The organism is Mariniflexile sp. (genome assembly GCF_041583155.1).
Lineage (GTDB): Bacteria > Bacteroidota > Bacteroidia > Flavobacteriales > Flavobacteriaceae > Mariniflexile.
Genome location: NZ_JBFHGK010000004.1, coordinates 105,887 through 126,116 on the forward strand (window position 1 = coordinate 105,887; position 20,230 = coordinate 126,116).

General features: G+C 32.5%; 20 protein-coding genes. 13 read left to right on the top strand and 7 right to left on the bottom strand.

Annotated elements, in window-relative coordinates; genetic code table 11:
- The first annotated feature begins 8 nt into the window (after positions 1-8).
- Genes ABYI63_RS02665 through ABYI63_RS02690 form a run of 6 tightly spaced genes read left to right on the top strand, consistent with a single transcriptional unit; the run spans position 9 to position 6,178 of the window.
- Complete coding sequence (locus tag ABYI63_RS02665; RefSeq protein ID WP_372753152.1) at positions 9-980, top strand: stage II sporulation protein M; 972 nt, start codon at positions 9-11, stop codon at positions 978-980.
- Positions 977-1,897 (top strand): hypothetical protein, encoded by a 921-nt coding sequence (locus ABYI63_RS02670; RefSeq protein ID WP_372753155.1) that lies wholly within the window; start codon positions 977-979, stop codon positions 1,895-1,897. Before ABYI63_RS02665 ends, ABYI63_RS02670 begins: the two co-directional genes overlap by 4 nt.
- The gene (locus ABYI63_RS02675; protein WP_372753157.1) at positions 1,890-2,612 is read left to right on the top strand and encodes a DUF4129 domain-containing protein; all 723 of its coding nucleotides are present in this window, start codon (positions 1,890-1,892) and stop codon (positions 2,610-2,612) included. Before ABYI63_RS02670 ends, ABYI63_RS02675 begins: the two co-directional genes overlap by 8 nt.
- Positions 2,605-3,819: a DUF4350 domain-containing protein gene (locus tag ABYI63_RS02680; RefSeq protein ID WP_372753159.1), complete on the top strand. Its 1,215-nt coding sequence runs from the start codon at positions 2,605-2,607 to the stop codon at positions 3,817-3,819. Before ABYI63_RS02675 ends, ABYI63_RS02680 begins: the two co-directional genes overlap by 8 nt.
- The gene (locus ABYI63_RS02685; RefSeq protein ID WP_372753161.1) at positions 3,819-4,817 is read left to right on the top strand and encodes an AAA family ATPase; all 999 of its coding nucleotides are present in this window, start codon (positions 3,819-3,821) and stop codon (positions 4,815-4,817) included. Before ABYI63_RS02680 ends, ABYI63_RS02685 begins: the two co-directional genes overlap by 1 nt.
- 29 nt (positions 4,818-4,846) lie before the next feature.
- On the top strand, positions 4,847-6,178 hold the full coding sequence (locus ABYI63_RS02690; protein ID WP_372753163.1) for a DUF58 domain-containing protein: 1,332 nt from the start codon (positions 4,847-4,849) through the stop codon (positions 6,176-6,178).
- Between the two features lie 53 nt (positions 6,179-6,231).
- Here the strand turns inward: ABYI63_RS02690 and ABYI63_RS02695 are convergent, their stop codons facing one another.
- Positions 6,232-6,711 carry a Dps family protein gene (locus tag ABYI63_RS02695; RefSeq protein ID WP_372753165.1) on the bottom strand — a complete coding sequence of 160 codons (480 nt, stop codon included), beginning with the start codon at positions 6,709-6,711 and terminating at the stop codon, positions 6,232-6,234.
- A 104-nt stretch (positions 6,712-6,815) separates the two neighbouring features.
- Between ABYI63_RS02695 and ABYI63_RS02700 the strand changes: the two genes are divergently transcribed.
- Complete coding sequence (locus ABYI63_RS02700) at positions 6,816-7,757, top strand: LysR substrate-binding domain-containing protein (RefSeq protein WP_372753167.1); 942 nt, start codon at positions 6,816-6,818, stop codon at positions 7,755-7,757.
- Positions 7,758-7,784: 27 nt separating this feature from the next.
- On the opposite strand, the gene ABYI63_RS02705 is transcribed toward ABYI63_RS02700, so the two are convergent.
- A complete protein-coding gene (locus ABYI63_RS02705) occupies positions 7,785-7,982 on the bottom strand; it encodes a hypothetical protein (RefSeq protein WP_372753169.1) in 198 nt (65 codons plus the stop codon).
- Positions 7,983-8,375: 393 nt separating this feature from the next.
- Here ABYI63_RS02705 and ABYI63_RS02710 point away from each other — a divergent pair, with 393 nt between their 5' ends.
- A complete protein-coding gene (locus tag ABYI63_RS02710; RefSeq protein WP_372753171.1) occupies positions 8,376-11,396 on the top strand; it encodes a T9SS type A sorting domain-containing protein in 3,021 nt (1,006 codons plus the stop codon).
- 132 nt (positions 11,397-11,528) lie between these two features.
- Here the strand turns inward: ABYI63_RS02710 and ABYI63_RS02715 are convergent, their stop codons facing one another.
- Both ABYI63_RS02715 and ABYI63_RS02720 read right to left on the bottom strand, forming a co-directional pair.
- A complete protein-coding gene (locus tag ABYI63_RS02715) occupies positions 11,529-12,329 on the bottom strand; it encodes a TIGR00266 family protein (protein ID WP_372753173.1) in 801 nt (266 codons plus the stop codon).
- A 132-nt stretch (positions 12,330-12,461) separates the two neighbouring features.
- Positions 12,462-12,917 (bottom strand): DUF4442 domain-containing protein, encoded by a 456-nt coding sequence (locus ABYI63_RS02720; RefSeq protein ID WP_372753175.1) that lies wholly within the window; start codon positions 12,915-12,917, stop codon positions 12,462-12,464.
- 146 nt (positions 12,918-13,063) lie between these two features.
- On the opposite strand from ABYI63_RS02720, the gene ABYI63_RS02725 reads away from it, so the two are divergent.
- The 5 genes from ABYI63_RS02725 to ABYI63_RS02745 all read left to right on the top strand — a co-directional run bounded on the left by ABYI63_RS02725 (position 13,064) and on the right by ABYI63_RS02745 (position 17,584).
- Positions 13,064-13,510, top strand: coding sequence for a DUF4870 domain-containing protein (locus tag ABYI63_RS02725; RefSeq protein WP_372753177.1), 447 nt, complete (start codon positions 13,064-13,066; stop codon positions 13,508-13,510).
- Positions 13,511-13,697: 187 nt separating this feature from the next.
- Entirely contained in the window at positions 13,698-14,042 is a 345-nt protein-coding gene (locus ABYI63_RS02730) for a PadR family transcriptional regulator (protein WP_372753179.1), read from the top strand.
- Positions 14,039-15,790 carry a PspC domain-containing protein gene (locus ABYI63_RS02735; protein ID WP_372753181.1) on the top strand — a complete coding sequence of 584 codons (1,752 nt, stop codon included), beginning with the start codon at positions 14,039-14,041 and terminating at the stop codon, positions 15,788-15,790. Before ABYI63_RS02730 ends, ABYI63_RS02735 begins: the two co-directional genes overlap by 4 nt.
- Before the next feature lie 133 nt (positions 15,791-15,923).
- Positions 15,924-16,652: a head GIN domain-containing protein gene (locus tag ABYI63_RS02740; protein WP_372753183.1), complete on the top strand. Its 729-nt coding sequence runs from the start codon at positions 15,924-15,926 to the stop codon at positions 16,650-16,652.
- A 98-nt stretch (positions 16,653-16,750) separates the two neighbouring features.
- Entirely contained in the window at positions 16,751-17,584 is an 834-nt protein-coding gene (locus tag ABYI63_RS02745; RefSeq protein ID WP_372753185.1) for a GIN domain-containing protein, read from the top strand.
- A gap of 7 nt (positions 17,585-17,591) precedes the next feature.
- Here ABYI63_RS02745 and ABYI63_RS02750 read toward each other — a convergent pair whose 3' ends face one another.
- The 3 genes from ABYI63_RS02750 to ABYI63_RS02760 all read right to left on the bottom strand — a co-directional run bounded on the left by ABYI63_RS02750 (position 17,592) and on the right by ABYI63_RS02760 (position 20,192).
- Positions 17,592-18,170 (bottom strand): YceI family protein, encoded by a 579-nt coding sequence (locus tag ABYI63_RS02750; protein ID WP_372753187.1) that lies wholly within the window; start codon positions 18,168-18,170, stop codon positions 17,592-17,594.
- 138 nt (positions 18,171-18,308) lie between these two features.
- Positions 18,309-19,577 (bottom strand): hypothetical protein, encoded by a 1,269-nt coding sequence (locus ABYI63_RS02755; RefSeq protein WP_372753189.1) that lies wholly within the window; start codon positions 19,575-19,577, stop codon positions 18,309-18,311.
- 36 nt (positions 19,578-19,613) lie between these two features.
- A complete protein-coding gene (locus tag ABYI63_RS02760) occupies positions 19,614-20,192 on the bottom strand; it encodes a YceI family protein (protein ID WP_372753191.1) in 579 nt (192 codons plus the stop codon).
- Between the last annotated feature and the right edge of the window lie 38 nt (positions 20,193-20,230).

A 20,230-nucleotide genomic window follows, 5' to 3' on the forward strand; every position in this document is an offset into this window, starting at 1 on the left:
AAAAATTTATGCGCGAAGCCTCTTTCGTGAAGCAAAATAAAGAAAAATGGCTGGTTTTTGAAAATGCATTACATAATAATGCAAAAATAAATCCGGACGACTTAGCTTCTTATTACATTCATTTAACTAACGACCTTGCTTATGCTCAAACCTATTACCCAGAGAGTAAGACTTTGTTGTATTTGAACTCGTTAGCTTCGGAGGCACATCAAAAAATATACATCACTAAAAGAGAATCCAAAAACAAAATCATATCATTTTGGAAATATGAATTTCCGTTATTTTTCAAAAGCTATCAAAAAACACTACTGTACACTTTTTTAATTTTTATGGCCGCTGTAAGTATTGGTGTGGTTTCCACATTAAACGACAATTCGTTTGTACGCTTAATTTTAGGTGATGGCTATGTAAATATGACTATTGAAAATATTGAAAAAGGAGAACCTATGGCTGTTTACAAAAGTGGTAGTAATATCGGATCTTTTTTAGGTATTACTATAAATAACATTCGCGTAGCCATAATAGCCTTTGCTTTTGGTGTGTTTTTTAGCGTAGGCACCGTTTACATACTTTTTAGTAATGGCATTATGCTTGGTGCATTTATCACTTTTTTTTACAACTATGGTATTTTAGAAAAAACATCAACTATATGGTTGCATGGCACTATCGAAATTTCGGTAATTGTAATAGCAGGTTGTGCTGGTTTGGTTATGGGGAACAGTTTTTTGTTTCCTAAAACCTTCTCAAGGCGGGTTGCTTTTACTAAAGGTGCTAAAGATGGCTTGAAAATAGTAGTAAGCACCATTCCGTTTTTCATTATAGCTGGTTTTATTGAAGGGTTTATAACTCGCTATGGCGAACAAATGCACTGGACATTATCATATGGTATAATTACCTGCTCCTTATTTTTAATCGTATTTTATTACGTTATTTACCCTTTAAAACTAAATAAGGCCTACCAATCTGAATTAAAAAAATGAAGAGATCCTACATAGAACTTCGTACGCGACATGATTTTGGTGAAATCATAAACACCTATTTCCAATTTCTTAAATATAACTTTAAAAAATATACCAGTTTATATTTGCGTTATAATGTTATAAGTATCATTTTACTTCTTATTGCATCGTATTTGTTAGTAACTGGCTTCATGGGTTTAGCAAGTAGAGATTTCAGATTTGGGATGAATGACGAAGGCGAACACATGGTTTATTTAATAGTTGGGGCCATCGTTTTAATCGTTATTTTATTTATTACGGCGCTTTTAAATTATAGTTTTTCAAGTTCGTATATGGCCAATTACGTAAATAGCGAAGGCAATGTTGAATCTAAAAACGTTTGGTTAAAAATTAAACAGAATTTGGGAACCATCGTTCTTTTCATTTTACTGGGTATTGGAATTTACATAGGGTATTTAATAGTTTCGGTAATTTTTGCCTTCATTCCTTTAATTGGAATGCTAATACAATACGGACTTAGTTTTTTATTAACCGCATTTTTTGGGTTATCGTTCATGTCTATTTTCACCGACAACAAAAATCTTAGTCTCGCTTTAGCGGAAGGTTGGTCGTTTACATTTTCTAACTTTGGTAAAGTGATTTTATACGGCCTGGTTATTGGCATATTGAATTTAATGATAACCATGCTTATTGCATCTATCCCTGGCTTTATCATTGGTGTGTATGTGTATTTTTCATTGGAAAGTAATGTGGATTTGGCAACGAGTGTGTTTGCTAGCGTTATATTCACTTTAGGGTTTGCCATGTTTTTATTGTCGTTTATTTATTCACAAGCATTATCACAAGTTGCCTACAGTGTTTTGTATTATAATCTTTATGAAGAAAAATACAACGTGTTTTTAAAAACTAAAATTGAACAAATTGGCATTAATGACTAAAAACAAACTTCCAATAAAGCTTTACACTGTTGGCTTATTTCTTAGTAATAATTATTGTTTTGCACAAGACACTATTCAAAGAGATTCTTCAAACCTAAAAGTAACCTATTTTAAAGAAGCTATAGAGGAGCGCTATAAAGGTGACGATTTCAATTACAACATTAATGATACGGGCGGTATTAATTTGTTGCAACGCCTAATAAAGAAATTTTTTGATTGGATTAATGATGTTTTTGGGGTTGATATAGACTTCATTAATTATAAAACGTTAGAATACATAGTTTATGCCTTTTTAGGAGTTGCTTGTTTGTATTTAATCGTTAAGTTTTTAATGGAATCACCCATTAATTCCGTTTTTAAAACGGAAACAAAAGACATTGATACTTTTAAATACGTTGAAGAAAACATAAAAGATGTCAATTTTGACACGTTAATTTCTTCGGCAATTAAAGAAAACAATTATCGATTGGCAACACGTTATTTATATCTTAAATCCTTAAAACTACTAACCAACAAAAACATAATTGATTGGCATTACGATAAAACCAATAGCGATTACATTAATGAAATTAAAGATGAAGACACAAAATCTGTTTTCAAGCGCATTTCCTACATATATGATTATGTGTGGTATGGTGAATTCCCAATTGATGAAGCTACTTACAACAAAAACCAATCTGATTTCAACAAATTAAATAGGCTTCCTAATGGATAAACGATCTAAAATAGCATTATATGCCATTGGAGCAGTTATTCTGTTAATGATGATTGCAGAGATAACAAAACCCAAAGCGTTAAATTGGCGAGATTCATACGCTGCTGCCGATAAAATTCCGTTAGGCTGTTATGTGCTTTTCAACGAATTGAAAACATTTTCCAAAGAACCAATATCAGTTTCAACTAAAACAGTATTTGAAAATTTGGAAGGATTTGAATCTGGAAACAAAACCGTTTGTCTTTTTATAAATAATGCCATTTCGTTTGATAAACAAGATTCTGAAGCTTTACTTAAATATGTTGAAAATGGTAATTCTGTATTTATAAGTACTAATTATATGCATGGTATTTTAAGCGATACCTTAAACATAAAAATTGGAACCAATTACAATAATTTTTTTAAAAAGCCTTCTTCAAACGGTTTTACAAGCCCTCGCCTAAAACAAAATGAAGGTCATTTTAAGGACGTAATTGAAAATAGTTATTTAACTAGTTTAGATACGCTTAATGCGATTGCATTAGGCACAACTAAAGTTGAAAATAATGAAACGGTTATAAACGAAACTAATCCAAAGATAAATTACATAAAAATCCCTTTCGGAAAAAACAATGGTGCATTTTATGTACATACCAATCCTTTTGCATTTAGTAATTACCACATGCTAAATGGCAATGATGTTTATGCGGCAACCGTACTTTCATTTTTGCCAAAGCACGCTATTATTTGGGATAACTATTATAAAAGTGGCCGAAAAATAATTACCAGTCCATTACGCTTCGTACTTCAAAATTCAGCTTTAAAATGGGCATTTTACACCGCTTTATTTGGGATATTCTTGTTCATAGTTTTCAAAGGAAAACGCACACAACGTATTATTCCCGTTGTTGAACCTTTAAAAAATGCCACTTTAGATTTTACGAGAACTATTGGCGATTTATATTATCAACATGGCGACTACACCACCATTATCAAAAATAAAATTCAATATTTTTTAGAACAAATACGTACCAAATACTACTTAAACACGAATGAATTAAGCGAAAATTTCATTTCTAAATTAGCCATAAAATCATCTAATAAAAAGGAAGACACTAAAACAATAATAGATTATATTGTGTATTTAAAATCGAAATCCACACATACTGAAACCGATTTAATTCAACTGAACAAACTTATAGAAACATTCACAAAAAACAACAAATAATGGAAGAACAACCAATAGAAAATCAAGATATAAATTTTGAAAGTAGACTCGATTTAAAACCACTTCAAGCACATGTTGAAGCCATAAAAAAGGAAATAGGCAAATTCATTGTTGGACAAAATGAAATGATTGAATTACTTATTATTTCCCTACTTTCAAACGGGCATGCGTTAATTGAAGGTGTTCCAGGTGTAGCTAAAACAATTACAGCTAAACTTTTAGCTAAAACTTTAGCTGTAAATTTTAGTAGAATTCAGTTTACCCCAGATTTGATGCCTAGTGATATTTTAGGGACTTCCATTTTTAACGTAAAAACCAACGAGTTTGAATACAAAAAAGGACCTATTTTCTCAAACATAATATTAATTGATGAAATAAACCGTGCCCCTGCAAAAACGCAAGCCGCTTTGTTTGAAGTAATGGCAGAGCGCCAGATTACAATGGATGGTACCAAATACATCATGCAAGAACCTTTTTTAGTATTTGCTACACAAAATCCAATTGAACAAGAAGGAACTTATAGGTTACCCGAAGCACAACTGGACAGGTTTCTATTCAAAATAAACGTGGATTATCCAAATCTTGAAGATGAAATTCAGATTTTAATAGACAATCATCAACGGCAGGATAGTTTAGATTTCAATGCTATCATCCCCGTTTTAAATGCACAACAAATTACATATTATCAAGGTTTGATAAAGCAAATTGTTGTTGAAAATCATCTTATCTCATACATCGCATCCATTATTAGTAACACCAGAACAAATGCCAATTTATTTTTAGGAGCATCACCAAGGGCCTCCATTGCCATATTAAATGCTGCCAAATCCAATGCAGCTATTCAGGGTAGAGATTTTGTTACACCCGAGGATATTAAACGTTGTACTAAAGCCGTATTAAAACACCGATTAGTATTAACGCCAGAACGAGAAATGGAAGGTTTTACCGTTGAAAAAGTAATTGAACAAATTTTAGAAACTATAGAAATCCCTAGATAAAAGACTTCACGCATTTGAGGAAAAAAAATATGAATCGGTTTTTTAAAAATATCTATTTGAATTCACGCTTTTTTATAGGCCTGAGCTTGCTTGTATTCCTATTTATTATGTCTTATTTATTTTCCGGATTATTGGTAATAGCTCAAATGCTTTTTTTTATATTCTTAGGATTGGTTATTATAGATTTTATACTGCTTTTCAAACAGCAAGGCATTACAGCCATTCGTATTTTACCCGAAAAACTAAGTAATGGTGATGATAATACCATTGAAATTTCATTAAAAAACCATTACAATTTTAAAAGTAATTTAAAGCTGATTGATGAGTTACCTTTCCAATACCAAAAACGGGATTTTGAAATAGACACTATTTTAGAAAAGCAAACAAGCAAAAAATTATCATACACGCTTCGACCAATAGAACGTGGTGAATATCACTTTGGCAACCTAAACCTATATGCGAATAGTCCAATTGGTTTAATTTCCAGACGTTTTCAGTTTGGGAAAGATGCGATGGTACCTAATTACCCTTCATTTCTACAATTAAAAAAGTATATGCTTTTAGCGTTTTCAAACAAGATATTTGAATACGGTTTGAAAAAGATTCGGCGTATAGGTCACACTATGGAATTTGAACAAATTAAGCATTACGTTCAAGGGGATGATTTACGTAATATTAATTGGAAAGCAACGGCAAAAAGCAACGAATTAATGGTAAATCAATATCAAGATGAACGCTCTCAACCCGTTTACAGTGTAATTGATAAAGGCCGCGTAATGAAAATGCCTTTTGAAGGTTTAAGCTTATTGGATTACGCCATAAATGCTTCATTAGTCATTTCCAATGTTGCTTTAAAAAAGCAAGATAAGGCTGGTATTTTTTCATTTTCAAGAAAGGTTGAAAACCGTGTGATAGCCGAAAGACGAACTTCACAAATGAATAGCATTCTAGAAACACTTTATAATTTGAAAACCGATTTTGTAGAATCGGATTTTTCTAGACTATATATTGATGTAAAACGCCATTTAAATCAGCGCAGTTTATTATTGCTATACACCAATTTTGAAACCTTGGATGCACTTTACAGACAACTACCCTATTTAAAGGCAATTGCTAAAAATCACCTCCTTGTAGTTATCTTTTTTGAAAACACCGAGCTTCAAAAACTCACTAAAACAACTGCAACAAACACCTATGATATTTTTGAAAAAACCATTGCCGAAAAATTTATTTACGAAAAAAAATTAATTGTAAATGAACTTCAAAAACATGGTATTCAAAGCATTCTTACAGCTCCCGAGCATTTAACTATCAATACAATTAACAAATATTTGGAGATAAAAGCGAGAGGTTTATTATAAAAAAAAGACCCTCAAAAATGAAGGTCTTTCTCGCTATTTATCAATTCAATTATTTAAACAGTTTCGCTTAACCAAGCTTTCATCATCCAAACTGTTTTTTCTTGTTCTGTAATAAAATCACTCATCATAGAGTTTGTACCTTCATCACTAGCATCGCCAGCCTTATCTAAAATGGCACGCTCAATTTTTAATAATTCTGATAAAGAATCTACAATTAAAGTAACTGCTTTTTCATCTTGCGATATATTTTTACCAACAGGAACCTGAGCATTATCTATATAATCTTTAAAAGTATGAAGTGGTGTTTCTCCTAAAGTCAATACACGCTCTGCAATTAAATCAACTTTCATATTAGCATCTGTATACAACTCTTCAAATTTCACATGTAAATCAAAAAAGCGCTTGCCTTTAATGTTCCAGTGGATACCTCTTAAATTCTGATAGTAAACTTGAAAATTTGCTAACAAATTATTTAAATCCTTTGCTAATTCTTTTGTCTTTTCAATGTCTAGTCCTATACTATTAAATTTCATTTTATATCTGTTTTAATTATACTACAAATTTAATCTATAATTAACGGTTATTATGATAAGTTTTATTGATAGTTTTTATACTTTTATAGCCTAAATTTATATACATGACGATTACACAATTATACTACGTTTTAGCTGTTGCCGAAAATCAGAATTTCACTAAAGCTGCAGAAAAATGTTTTGTTACGCAACCTACCTTAAGTATGCAGATACAAAAGCTGGAAGAAGAACTTGATATCCAAATTTTTGACCGAAGTAAAAAACCAATAGAATTAACGGAGGTTGGCAAAAAAATAGTGAATCAGGCAAGAAACATAGTAAATGAATCGTATAGAATACAAGATATTGTAGATCAACAAAAAGGATTTATTGGTGGCGAATTTAAGTTGGGAATAATCCCAACCATAATGCCAACACTTTTACCCATGTTTTTAAAGAATTTCATAAAAAAATATCCAAAAATAAAGCTTAAAATAGAGGAGCTTACCACCGAAGAAATTATTGAACGTTTAAAGGATGGACATTTAGATGCTGCAATAGCCGCAACACCTTTAGAAGACGAAAGCATTAAAGAGCGTGTATTATTTTTTGAACCATTTGTATCTTATATACCCTCAAACCACAGACTACACAACAATAATAAAATTAATGTTACTGATTTAGACATAAATGACATGCTGCTATTAGAAGACGGCCATTGCTTTAGAGACGGTGTTATTAATTTATGTAAAGCTTTAAAGAACAGTTCGGATGACAACTTTCAATTAGAGAGCGGGAGTATTGAAACGTTAATAAAACTATCTAACGAAGGTCTAGGAATGACACTTCTACCATATTTACATACTTTAGATATTAATGAAAAAGCAAAAGATAATTTACATTATTTTAACGAACCTGCACCTGCTAGAGAAGTAAGTTTAATTTATCATAAAAGTGAATTAAAAATGCAAATTATAGAAGCGCTACAAGATGTTATATCTGGAGTAGTACGCGGAGCAATAGCATTTCAGGACGTGAAAATTATTAGTCCGTTACCTTCAAAATAAAAAAAGCGACCAAATGGTCGCTTTTTTTTATCGTCTTAAATAAATTAAACTTTGATTTAATTCTGGGTTTTGCTGTACGAGAGAAAGAATAAAATGTTTTAGTTCTTCTAACTCATGTGGCAATAATCGTTGTGCTGCTTTTTGAACTTCTTTGCAAAACAACGAAACGTCAAAACTAACTTTATTAAGCACCGTTTTGGTATAATCAAGCATTGCTCTTGCCATAATATTATTGGAATTTGGGTTTATTTAAAGTAGATTTATTCTATAAGTGTATAATTTTATAACGTCTAAATTTAGTGAAAATTCTCATGTTTTTTTCTATTTTTTACAAAATTTAACAATAAAATATTTGTGCCTATTTCCGAAAAGCACCATATCCTATTGAGGAATTAAACCTTTAGAAACTAAGTTAATACTCACAATAACAACAAGTTACACTTCTAAATATCGTGTAAAAAAACAAGCTTCTTAACCCACTTATTTCAAAATAAACACCTAAAATCAACTCGTTGAAACGCAAATAAAACCGACAAGATGTTATTTATTCAAAAATATTTATATATTTGTGTTCAATACGTAATAAGTAATTTGCTATAACTCTCAATCTCTCAAATAATGAATTCTCTCAAATCTCAACTGGTTTGGATTGTATGTCTTTTTTTAAACTTTAGTTATTCTCAAACCGGCCCTGGTGGCGTTGGGAATAGTGCTAATAACGCTTTGTGGCTTAAAGCTGATAGTGGAACATCTACTACTATTAGTGGTCAACCAATAAATCTATGGAATGACATTTCCGGAAATTTAAACAATGCATCCCAAACAAACATTAACCAACAACCTTTGTACTATGATTCTGTAATAAACGGTTACCCTTCTATTTTATTCGATTACAGCCAAACATCAGGACAAAACGATTTTTTAAGTGGTGATGACGCATCAAATTTAGATAATACTAATGGATTAACAGTGTTTAGCGTTGTAAGGCCTACGCATCTAGGGAATGCCCGATCTATAATTTCAAAAAGAACTGATGTAGGTAATAATCAATCATACATGTTCTTCTTCTTTAATTCCAATTATTATTATGTAGATATTGATGGAAATAACAATCGATTTAGCACATCAAATACAACATTCAATTCCAATACCAACTATATTATTAGCACACTCTACGATGGAACATTACCAACCTCGTCAAGAGTAAAAGTGTTCAGCGGTGAAACGTTAATCACAACAGCCTCAGAATCTTCTGATTTTATTCCAGATTATAATTCGCCATTTACTGTTGGAGCTACACATAAAAATGACAGTAGAGGTTTTGGCGGATACATTTCGGAATTAGTAATTTATAGAAAGGCTTTAAATACTGCAGAAAGAATAATTGTAAACAATTATTTATCTTCAAAATACAATGAACCCTTAACAAGTAATGATATATACGTGCAAGACGATGCATCTAATGGTAATTTTGACCATAACGTAGCAGGTATTGGGCAGGCTACGGATGGTTCAAACCACACAGACTCGCAAGGAACAGGTATTGTGCGTATTAGCAACCCAACTGCTTTAAATAATAATGAATTCTTGTTTTGGGGTGAGGAAACTAAAAACCCAACTTACAATTTCTCGACGAATACCATTAACTACACAGAACAATTGAATTCTAGATGGCGAGTGAGCAGACAAGGGAACTTAGGAACTGTAACAGTGTCCTTTGACCTTAGTAACATAAATTTAGCAGGCAAACAAAGTTGTTCTACTTTGCAATTGGTTGTTGATAACAACTATGATTTCTCTTCACCCGAGGAGGTTTACAATCTCTCAATTGTGGGAACAACAGCTACAGCCACTGGGGTTACATTTAGTAATAATCGATATTTCACACTACGGTATACAGACCAAATCGTTTGGGACGGCTCTAATTTTTATAACGGTTCCGGAACTGCAAACAACCCATGTAATACTGACCAATGTTATAAACTAACCATAAAAGCAGGCACCACCGTTACATTAACTGAAAATGCTTATGTAAGGGAAGTTAAATTAGAAACTGGTGCCACACTAAAAATAACCAATGGAATTTTATTAGAAACTGAAAATCAAATTTTAAACAACGGCACCATTGATTTATTGGGTGAAGCTCAACTTATTCAGCATCATTCGGGAATGAATTCAAATTCTGGAACTGGCAGTTTGATAATCAGGCAGCAAGGCACATCTAATTTATTTAATTACAATTATTGGTCATCACCTGTAAATAGAAATGGCACTTGGAAAATTGGTTATTTAGAAGACGCTACAGGTCCTATAAACTTTACAAGCGGACTTAATGGTAACGCTTTAACCTCCCCAATAACGGTAAGCAACAAATGGCTCTACACCTTTAAAGGCCCTATAGGAAATTATTATTATTGGTCGAAAATTTCAACAAGCAATGATTTGGTTCCCGGTGTAGGCTATACAATGAAAGGCTCTGGAGCTACAACCACCGAGCAAGAATTTGTATTTAAAGGCACACCAAATAGCGGCGATTACATTTTACCCGTTGCGTCAAACACAGAGTATTTGATAGGAAACCCATACCCTTCAACTTTAGATGCTAATCAATTTATTATTGACAATGAATCTATTATAGACGGCACCTTATACTTTTGGGAATCGTTTTCAACCAACAATAGCCATTACCTATCAAATTACGAAGGTGGTTACGCTACATATAATTTAATGATGCCTTTAGCTGCAATTGCTGATGCCTCTGGATTAATAAGTAATAATGGCACTGCATCCAAAGCTGCTCCAACCAGATATATAAATGTTGGTCAAGGATTTTTTACTAAAATCTTGAATTCAGGTAATATAACCTTCAATAATGCCCAGCGTAGTTTTGCTAAAGAATCATTAAACGAAACCATTTATTATAAAACTAATTCTAAAAGTAAGGCAATATCAACAGAAGATACCAGACCAAAAATTTGGTTTACATTTACAGATCCGAATGGGTATACCAAATATTTAGGTTTGGGTTACGACCAAAGTACAACGTATGGATATGACAGAGGTTACGATGCTAAAACTTACGACAGTTTTAAAAATGATATAAATTGGCTAGTAAATGATGAATCTTTAATTATCCAAGCCATTCCGGAAATAAATTTGGAAGACCAGCTCCCCCTAGCATTGAAAGTTACCAATGCGGGTTCGTATAAATTCGGAATTGATAAAATGGAAAATATCCCTGATGATTTACATATCTATTTGTTAGATAATGCCCAAAACATCTATTATGATTTACGAAACAACGAAACAAAATTGTTTTTAAATACAGGTGCAGATAAACAGCAATTTTCAATAGTATTTAAGAAAAGTAGTTTGTTGGACACTACTACTTTTGATAACAAAGGCATAACAACCACCTATAATGCAATCACAAAAACACTTGAATTACATACGACAAATTTATTATCATCTGTTGAAAGTTTTAAAATTTACAACATTATTGGTCAGGAAGTTTTAAGTATTAAGTCTCCAAAATCTAATACCATCAATGTATCCCAATTAGGAAATGGTGTTTATATCCTTAAAGTTGAAACTACAACCAACAATGACATAGAAAGCTTCAAATTTTTGAAATATTAATTTCAACTTAATTCATCAAAATAAAAAAAAGAGGTTGACTAATAAGAATATAGCTGCAACGTTGTTAAGTACAAAGAACGACTGCTATTTTAAACTCTATAGACAACCTCTTTATTTTATATATAAAGTTATTTAAAACCTATTATCACCATCTAAAAGATTTCCTAAACCTCCCAAAATACTACCTTCACCCTTATCTTTTCCTCCGCCTTGTGGTGCCGATGCCAATACACGCCCAGCCAATCTACTAAACGGTAAGGACTGAATATAAACGGTTCCAGGACCTTGAAGTTTTGCAAAAAACAAGCCTTCACCACCAAAAATGGTGTTTTTAATACCGCCAATAAATTCAATATCATAATCTATTTCTTGGGTAAACCCCACGATACATCCCGTATCTACGCGCAAAGTTTCACCACGTTGTAACACTTTTTTAGCCATTGTACCTCCGGCGTGTACAAAGGCCATACCATCACCTTCCAGTTTCTGCATAATGAATCCTTCGCCACCAAAAAGCCCACGTCCTAATTTTTTTGAAAACTCAATACCAACGCTTACGCCTTTAGCGGCACATAAAAAAGCATCCTTTTGGCAAACGAACTTCCCTCCAAATTCTGTTAAATCAATTGGTATTATTTTACCAGGATAGGGCGATGCAAAACTAACATTTCGTTTGCCCATTAGGTTATTATAAAACGCTGTCATAAATAAACTTTCTCCAGTAAGAATGCGTTTTCCAGCCCCTAACATTTTACCTAAAAATCCAGAATCCTTTTGTGAGCCATCACCAAAAATGGTTTCCATTTTAATCCCATCGTCCATCATCATAAAACTTCCTGCTTCGGCTACAACGCCTTCTTGCGGATCGAGTTCTATTTCTACATATTGCATTTCTTCTCCATAAATTCTATAGTCTATTTCGTGTGCCGTCATTTTTATTGTTTTTGTTGAATTGTTAAATCGTTGAATTATTTATTTGTAGGATTGTTTAAGTATTTGTTACATTTTTTTTGGTTAGTTGTTAAGATGTGAACCAGCTTTGCAACTTAATAGCAAACAAACATTTTAACTCTTAACTTTAATGCTCCATTCAAAAACAAAGGTTGAAACTGCTATCCCTTCTTCATTTAAACCTACGGATTTCATACTCACCGTTTGCCCTTCACCCGTTTGAATAGCTTTTTTAAGCGCTTCATCAATTAATTGACCATCGTTACAAGAAAACGTAATCTTCCCTGTTGCTTTCTTTGTAAATGTTGCGGTATTGGAAGTTACAAGCATAGACACCTTTTGTCCGGATTCCTTAATTTTTTTCATCATTAATGCCCCAGTAGAAAACTCTGCAGCCATACCTTGTACAGCCCAAAACATGGAATTAAATGGGTTTTGATTTATCCAACGATGCTTTACAGTTACTACACATTTGTTAGAGTCTATATATTGAGTTCTTACACCGCACAAGTATGCCGACGGAAGCTTAAACAAAGTAAAAGCATTTAGTTTTCTGGGAGTTATATTCATAAAGAACATTTTATTTTTTCACTAAGTTATGAAAATAATCACCACTCTTAAATGTTAATATTATGTTAATATTTGGTACTATGCGTAACATAATACCTTTTTAAAGACATATATTTGCATAAGAAACTATTATATGTTTTAAAATCATGTTAGATAATCATCAAAAAAACATCGCTACTTTTATTCATTTATCAACCTTTAGCAGGTTTATTATTCCGTTTGGGAATTTTATTGGACCTATAGTGTTATGGGTTGCTAATAAGGAAAAGTCGGATTTTGTAGACCAACACGGGAAACAGGCTATTAATTTTCAAATAAGTATGTTACTGTATGCTATTATTATTGGAACGCTTTCCATTCCGTTTTTTGTTTTCAACCTATTTAGTCATTTTGATTTTATAGATTTTAACGGATTTCATGATTTCCATATTAGTATAGGCAAGCCATCGGCTCTTTTATATATAGGTGGCGCATTGGGCGTAGTTGCGGTTATTGCCTTTATAATAGAACTTGTTTTAATTGTTAATGCGAGTTTAAAAGCTAGGGATGGGGCATATTACAAATACCCATTTACCATTAATTTTTTAAAGTAAATGGCAAATGCACCCGCGTTAGGGATTGCAGTGGAAATCCTTTTTTGAGGTACGAAAAAAAGATTGCAACGTAAAGCCCGACCCGATAGGGTAACACCAAAAAAAAAGAAAAAATAAAATTTCATCAATAAATCATCAAAAATCAATCAAAAAATGAACAGTTTCACAAAATTAAACGAATGACACCATGAAGATAGAAAACACAAAAGCACAAATGCGCAAAGGCGTTTTAGAATTCTGCATACTTTCGGTCTTAAAAGACGAAGATGCCTATGTAGCAGAAATTCTTGACACGCTAAAAGACGCAAAATTGCTAGTGGTTGAAGGGACTATTTACCCACTACTTACCAGATTAAAAAATGCTGGATTATTAAATTACCGATGGGAAGAAAGTACCTCGGGTCCGCCCAGAAAATACTATGGTTTAACCGAAACGGGCAAGCTATTTTTAAATGAATTAAACACAACCTGGAGTGAATTGCAAAACGCTGTAAACTTAGTAACCAACACAAAAAAACAACAAGAAAAATGAATAAAACAGTCAATATAAATTTAGCAGGAACCTTCTTCCATATAGATGAAGATGCGTATTTAAAGCTGCAACATTACCTTGAGGCTATAAAACGTTCATTTACAGACTCTCAAGGTCGCACAGAAATTATTGCTGATATTGAAGCCCGTATTGCAGAGCTTTTTAATGAGCGTGTGCAAAACGACCGACAAGTAATTAGAATTAAGGAAGTTGACGATGTCATTTCCATAATGGGCCAACCTGAAGATTATTTGGTGGATGATGAAATATTTGAGGACGAACCACAAAGTGCTTATGATCGTAAAACTTCGGCTTCCAAAAAATTATTTAGAGATACCGACAACTCGTATATAGGTGGTGTTGCCTCCGGTTTGGGGCATTATTTAGGTATTGATACTATCTGGATACGCTTACTTTGGGTTATTCTAATTTTCGGAATGGGAACAGGAATCCTTTTGTATATTTTACTTTGGATTTTAGTGCCTGAAGCAAAAACAACCGCGGAAAAACTAATGATGACGGGAGAACCTGTGAATATTAGTAACATTGAAAAAAAAATAAAGGATGGATTTGATACTGTTTCCGGAACCGTACAAGATGTTGCTAAAAGCGTTACTGATGCCGCTAAAAAGGTAGACCTAAAAAAACAAAGTAATTCTTTAAAATCATCTTCAAAATCTTTTTTTGACACGATTGCAGACATCATTATGTTGTTCTTTAAAGTGATTGCAAAATTTATAGGAATCCTACTCATTATTGTTGGCGCATCCGCTTTAATTGGCTTAATAATCTGCTTATTCTCATTAGGCGTAACTGATATTATTCCAGGTCTGGACTTTGCAAACATTGTAAACGCAGGTAACACGCCTATTTGGCTAGCCTCCATGCTCGTGTTCTTTGCGGTTGGCATCCCTTTCTTTTTTGTATTCTATTTAGGATTAAAAATACTAGTTAACAATTTAAAATCTATTGGAACTATTGCAAAATTCACCTTATTAGGCTTATGGTTAATATCTATTATTGGATTAATTATTATTGGTATTAAAGAAGCTAGCGAACATGCTTACACCGAGCGCTTTGTTGAAAAACAAGAAATTCCATTTACGGTTTCCGATACATTGAAAATTAAAATGGGAGATAGTGAGCTGTTTAATGATTACTATTATAGTCGTCATACTTTTAAAGTAGCCAATAATGATAAGGGTGAAAAAACAATTTACAGTTCCGATATTGAAATTATAATTAAACCAACAACCGATTCTCTTGCAAGCATTTTTATTGAAAAAATTGCTGATGGAAGAAACTATGAAAAAGCAATTACCCGTGCAAAAAACATAAATTACGGCTACACTTTTGAAGGCAACGAACTGGTGCTAAACCCTTTCCTTTCTACACATGTGAAAAACAAATTTAGTGATCAAGAAATTAAAGTCATTTTAAACCTTCCGGAAGGTAGTGTTTTAAAATTAGGCGATAACACCAAACATTATTTGGGTTATGGTTTAAATTCAAACAAGGTAAATCATTATTTATATGTTACCGAAGATGGTGTAACATGCGAGGACTGTGAAGGCGATGAATTTGAAATAAACGTCCACGCTCCAAACGTAACAATTGACGATAATGGTATTGAAATTAAAAGTGACAACAATACTTTGAAAATTGACAACACGGGTATAAAAGCAGAGTCGGAGGCTGTAAAAGTTAACATTAACAACAAAGGCATAAATATAAAGTCTGAACAATAACAATTCAGCACAAAAAAACAACAGTTCAGATATTTAAGTTATTAATCAAAACCTAAAAATTAGATATTTGAATTATAAATCATCAATCAGTAACATGCTGAAACAAGTTCAGCACCAAGAAAAACGAACAGTTATGACAACATTAGCAAAGATTATAATAGCCACGGTAATCAGTTTAAATTTATTTTCCTGCAATTTTGATATGAATTTTGGTCCTGGAGTTAAAGGAAATGGCAAGGTAACTACCGAGGAACGACACTTAAACCAGCCTTTTAATACCATTAAGACAGCCGAAGGTTTAGATGTTTACTTAACACAAAGTGAATTTGAAAGTATAAGCGTGGAAGCCGATGAGAATTTACAAGAACTTATAATTACCGAAGTAACAGACGGTGTACTACATATACATACCAAAAATAACATAGGCACCTATAATTCTAAAAAGGTATTGGTTAATTTCAAAAACATTGATGCCATAGAAGCTAGCAGTGGTAGTGATGTGTATTCTACAAACACCATTTCGGCAGAACATTTGAAATTAAAAACTACAAGCGGAAGCGATATGACCCTTGCCGTAAATACTATTTCCCTCGATTGCAAATCTACAAGTGGTAGCGATTTAAACATATCGGGAAGCACAAACCAACTCATAGCTGATGCCTCTAGTGGTAGTGATATAAAAGCAGGAGATTTAACAGCTATCTCTAGTCAAGTAACAGCCAGTAGCGGCGCTGATATTACCATAAATACCACAAAAAAATTAACGGCAAATGCCTCTAGCGGAGGCGATATTAGATACAAAGGAAATCCTGAAACAGTAAACAAAAGCGAATCTTCATCGGGAAGTGTACAAAAACAATAATGCAAATAACTAACTATTTATAAAACCATCTTCAGCTATAATTAAAGTTTGAGATGGTTTTTCCTTATATTTGTTTATAACACAATACTTTGAACTCTATGCTAAAACAAACCATAACATTACTAACTTTAGTTATATGCTTTACTGCCGGAGCTCAAACTATTGAAAAAGTAAAAGGCAATAAAATTGTTACAATCATAACAACAGAAATCGATCCGTTTCACAGCATTATTGTTGATGAGGATTTTGAAATTGAAATAATTTACAATCATTCACCATCAGTAACCATTGAAACCGATGAGAACCTTCACGAATATGTGAAATTTGATGTTTACAATGGCGTATTATCCTTTGATAAAACCGCAAAAATAACCTCAAAAAAACGTCTGAATATTACAGTGAATCATGATGCTACCCTAAGCAACATAAAAATTTTAGACAAAGGGGAGTTAACATCATTAACCACCATGGAATTACCGAATGCCATTCTCATCGCCGAAGGTTCCGCTAAGGCTGGACTTACCATAAAAACCAGTCAATTTGAATTTCAAGGAAAAGATAAATCTAAAATAAAACTTAATTTAACTTGTGAAGATGCTAAATTAAATTTAACAGATAACAGCAGAATGGACGCCCTAATTTATGCGCCAATAACAGCCGCCGATTTATATATGCGGGCTACTGCAAACATAGAAGGTGAAACAGATGATTTACAAATTAGAACCGATAATTTCTCGACTTTTAATGGTAAAAATTTCACTGCTAAAACCTGTACTACTCTAAATGAAATATCTAGTGATGCCTATATTGAAGTTTTAGACACCGTAACTATAAATGCTTCCGGTAATAGCAGCATCTATCTTTATGGCAATCCTAAAATCACTATTAATAAGCTTGATAACACATCCAAGCTTCAGAAGAAAGAAAAATAAAACGGTATTAAGCTTCCTTTAAAACCAGTTGAAAATAAATATCAATCGTGTCATTTACAGTAACAAGGCCTAAAAACTTTTTAGGAGGGTGTATATTGAAATCGGCTAAACTTAAGCCTAAATCGCCCGTTATTGTCATTCCCTTGCTTTTCTTAAATTTTACTGGCACTTGCAAACTCTTATTCACACCAGCAATTTGAATATCAATTAAAGCTTGTATATCAGCGCTATTATAATTGACAATTTCTTTTAATAGCAAAGTTATTTGTGGATATTTATCCGATTTTAAAATACTTTGAAAATCGTTATTAATAGCTTTTCCGCCACAATCGAAGCAGTTATTATCTAGAACCAAAGCTGTTTTACTAAACTTCATTTTAGAATCTTCTATTCGGTAAGCTACAGAAACTGGGTTTTTAAACTTATTTATATTGAAAGCACAAGTAAAGGTATTTACATTAGTAGTACCTCTAACTATTAATGAACTCTCTGGAGTTAATACAACCGAAGTGTTTTTTATTGCAGAATCTCTGCTAGTAAAAGCAAACGCGACCACAACCGAAACAAAAACCATAATCTTTCTCATAATCAATTCTTTAACATCTATTTTATTAACTTAATAAAAAAAACAAGTCTCAAAATATAAGCGAATTTAATGTTCTTTTTTCAAAAACTAAAATAACTTAACAGATTGAGACTTGTGAATTTTAATATACTACTTTACTTAGAAGCTAATAGCGGCTTCCATCATAAGTCCTTTAAATTTACCATCTTCATACTGACTTCCTACAGCATAACCATCGTATTTTTGATTTACATATTCTAATTTCATTAAAATATTTTTAGTCATAAACCAACCAGCACCTAATTGCATTCTAGTAATTTCGATATCTTCTCCTGAAGCTTCTTCAGAGTCTACTTTGTTGTAACGACCTCCGATATAGAAGTTCTCAGATGCTCCAAAACGGTATACAAGTTCTCCTGCAAATTGTTTAGCAGTTCTTTCATCAGCCCCAAGTGCATTACCTTTAGTGTTTTCAATAGTTCCAAAAAATTCTAATCCTTTATATTTTACAAATGGGTTAAACATAATTGCAGTAACTTGGTTTGTAAATGCTGGATTGTAACGACCAGATCTAAAGTTACCTGAAGTAGTTGCTGAAGTGTTTTCCATAACAAAATAATATCTAGAACCAGCTCTATCTGCATTATATAGATAAGAGTTTGGTACATATCCTGTGTTGTATACAGACCCTGTGAATCTTACTCTTAAGTCATCTGATAATTGATTATCGTAGCCTAATTTCGCTAAGAATGAAGCACCACCAGTTGTTCCGTTAGAAGCATTTACAGCTTGGTTTAATTTACCATTTGAAAAACCTACCATACCTAAGAAACCACCTTGAGTTCTGTAATATACCTCGGCTCCTACCTCAGTAGTAAAAGAGTCCATAATTAAATTTCCAACAAACGGATTGAATAATGTTTGCGCATTATCACTTCTTCTAAAGTGAGCATCACCGTAGTTATTTTCCATGTGTCCGATTTTAATAGTCACATTTTTCATGATGTCTTCTAAAAAGCCTTCACTAATGAAATCTAATTTATCAATTTGGAAGTAACCACCTTTAACATATGGTTCTGGGTGGTGACGAGAAGATAAATAAGTACGTAAGTGCATTCTAACACCATCAGCCAATGCAACATCCAAATCTAAGTTAGCAGTTGCTAAGTTAAAGTTGTAACCAATTTCTTTTAACGCTACTGCACCTGAATTTTCATGATCTAAAGCTTGAAATTGAAGTGTTGATGAACCACCGATACGCACTTTAACGTTTTCAAAAGTTGAAACTGTGTCTTTTGGAGCTTCAAATACATTTACACCTCTTTGGTCTGGTTGTCTGTAATTGTCTAAATCTCTGTTTTGAGCATTAATACTGAATCCTATTAAAAGAACCCCTAGAAATATGGCATTAGTTAATTTTGATTTCATAATTTTTAATTTTAAGATTTGTGAATTAGTTGATTATTATTTGAATTGAGTTGAAAATTTAATTGTTAAGTCGTCTCCTGTTGTAATGGTTCCGAACATCGCTTTTGGAGGCTCTACTTTAAAATCGGTCATTTTAATTTTTTTCTCTCCTACTAGCTTTACTTTAGAATCTTTTACAGTTAATGTAAAATCTAAAGGAATGCGTTTTTTAGTTCCTGAAATTGTTAAATCGCCCGTTGTATTTACGGCATAAACACCATCTCCTTTGCTTGTTACTTTCTTAACTTCAGCTAACTGAAAATTGATTGTTTTATGACTACTTGTATTTAAAGCTTTATAAGTGTTTTTATCCATTGAAGATTTTCCACTTTTTAAACTTTCTGCAACTATTTCGATAGTGCATTTATCGATCTGACCAGCGTTAATATCTTTAAAGCTAATTTTTCCGCTTTGTTTTTCAGCAGTTACTTCCCAATCATGAATACTAGAAGTTCCTAGAACTGTTAGGGTCGATTCTCCATTTATTAAGCTAAATTCTTGTGCATTAACCGTGGTTACTGCTGTCAGAAAAAAGACAGCTAAACCAAAAATACTTTTTCTAATACTTACATTCATTTTTTATTTGTGTTTTAATTATAGTGCAAATTACAAGC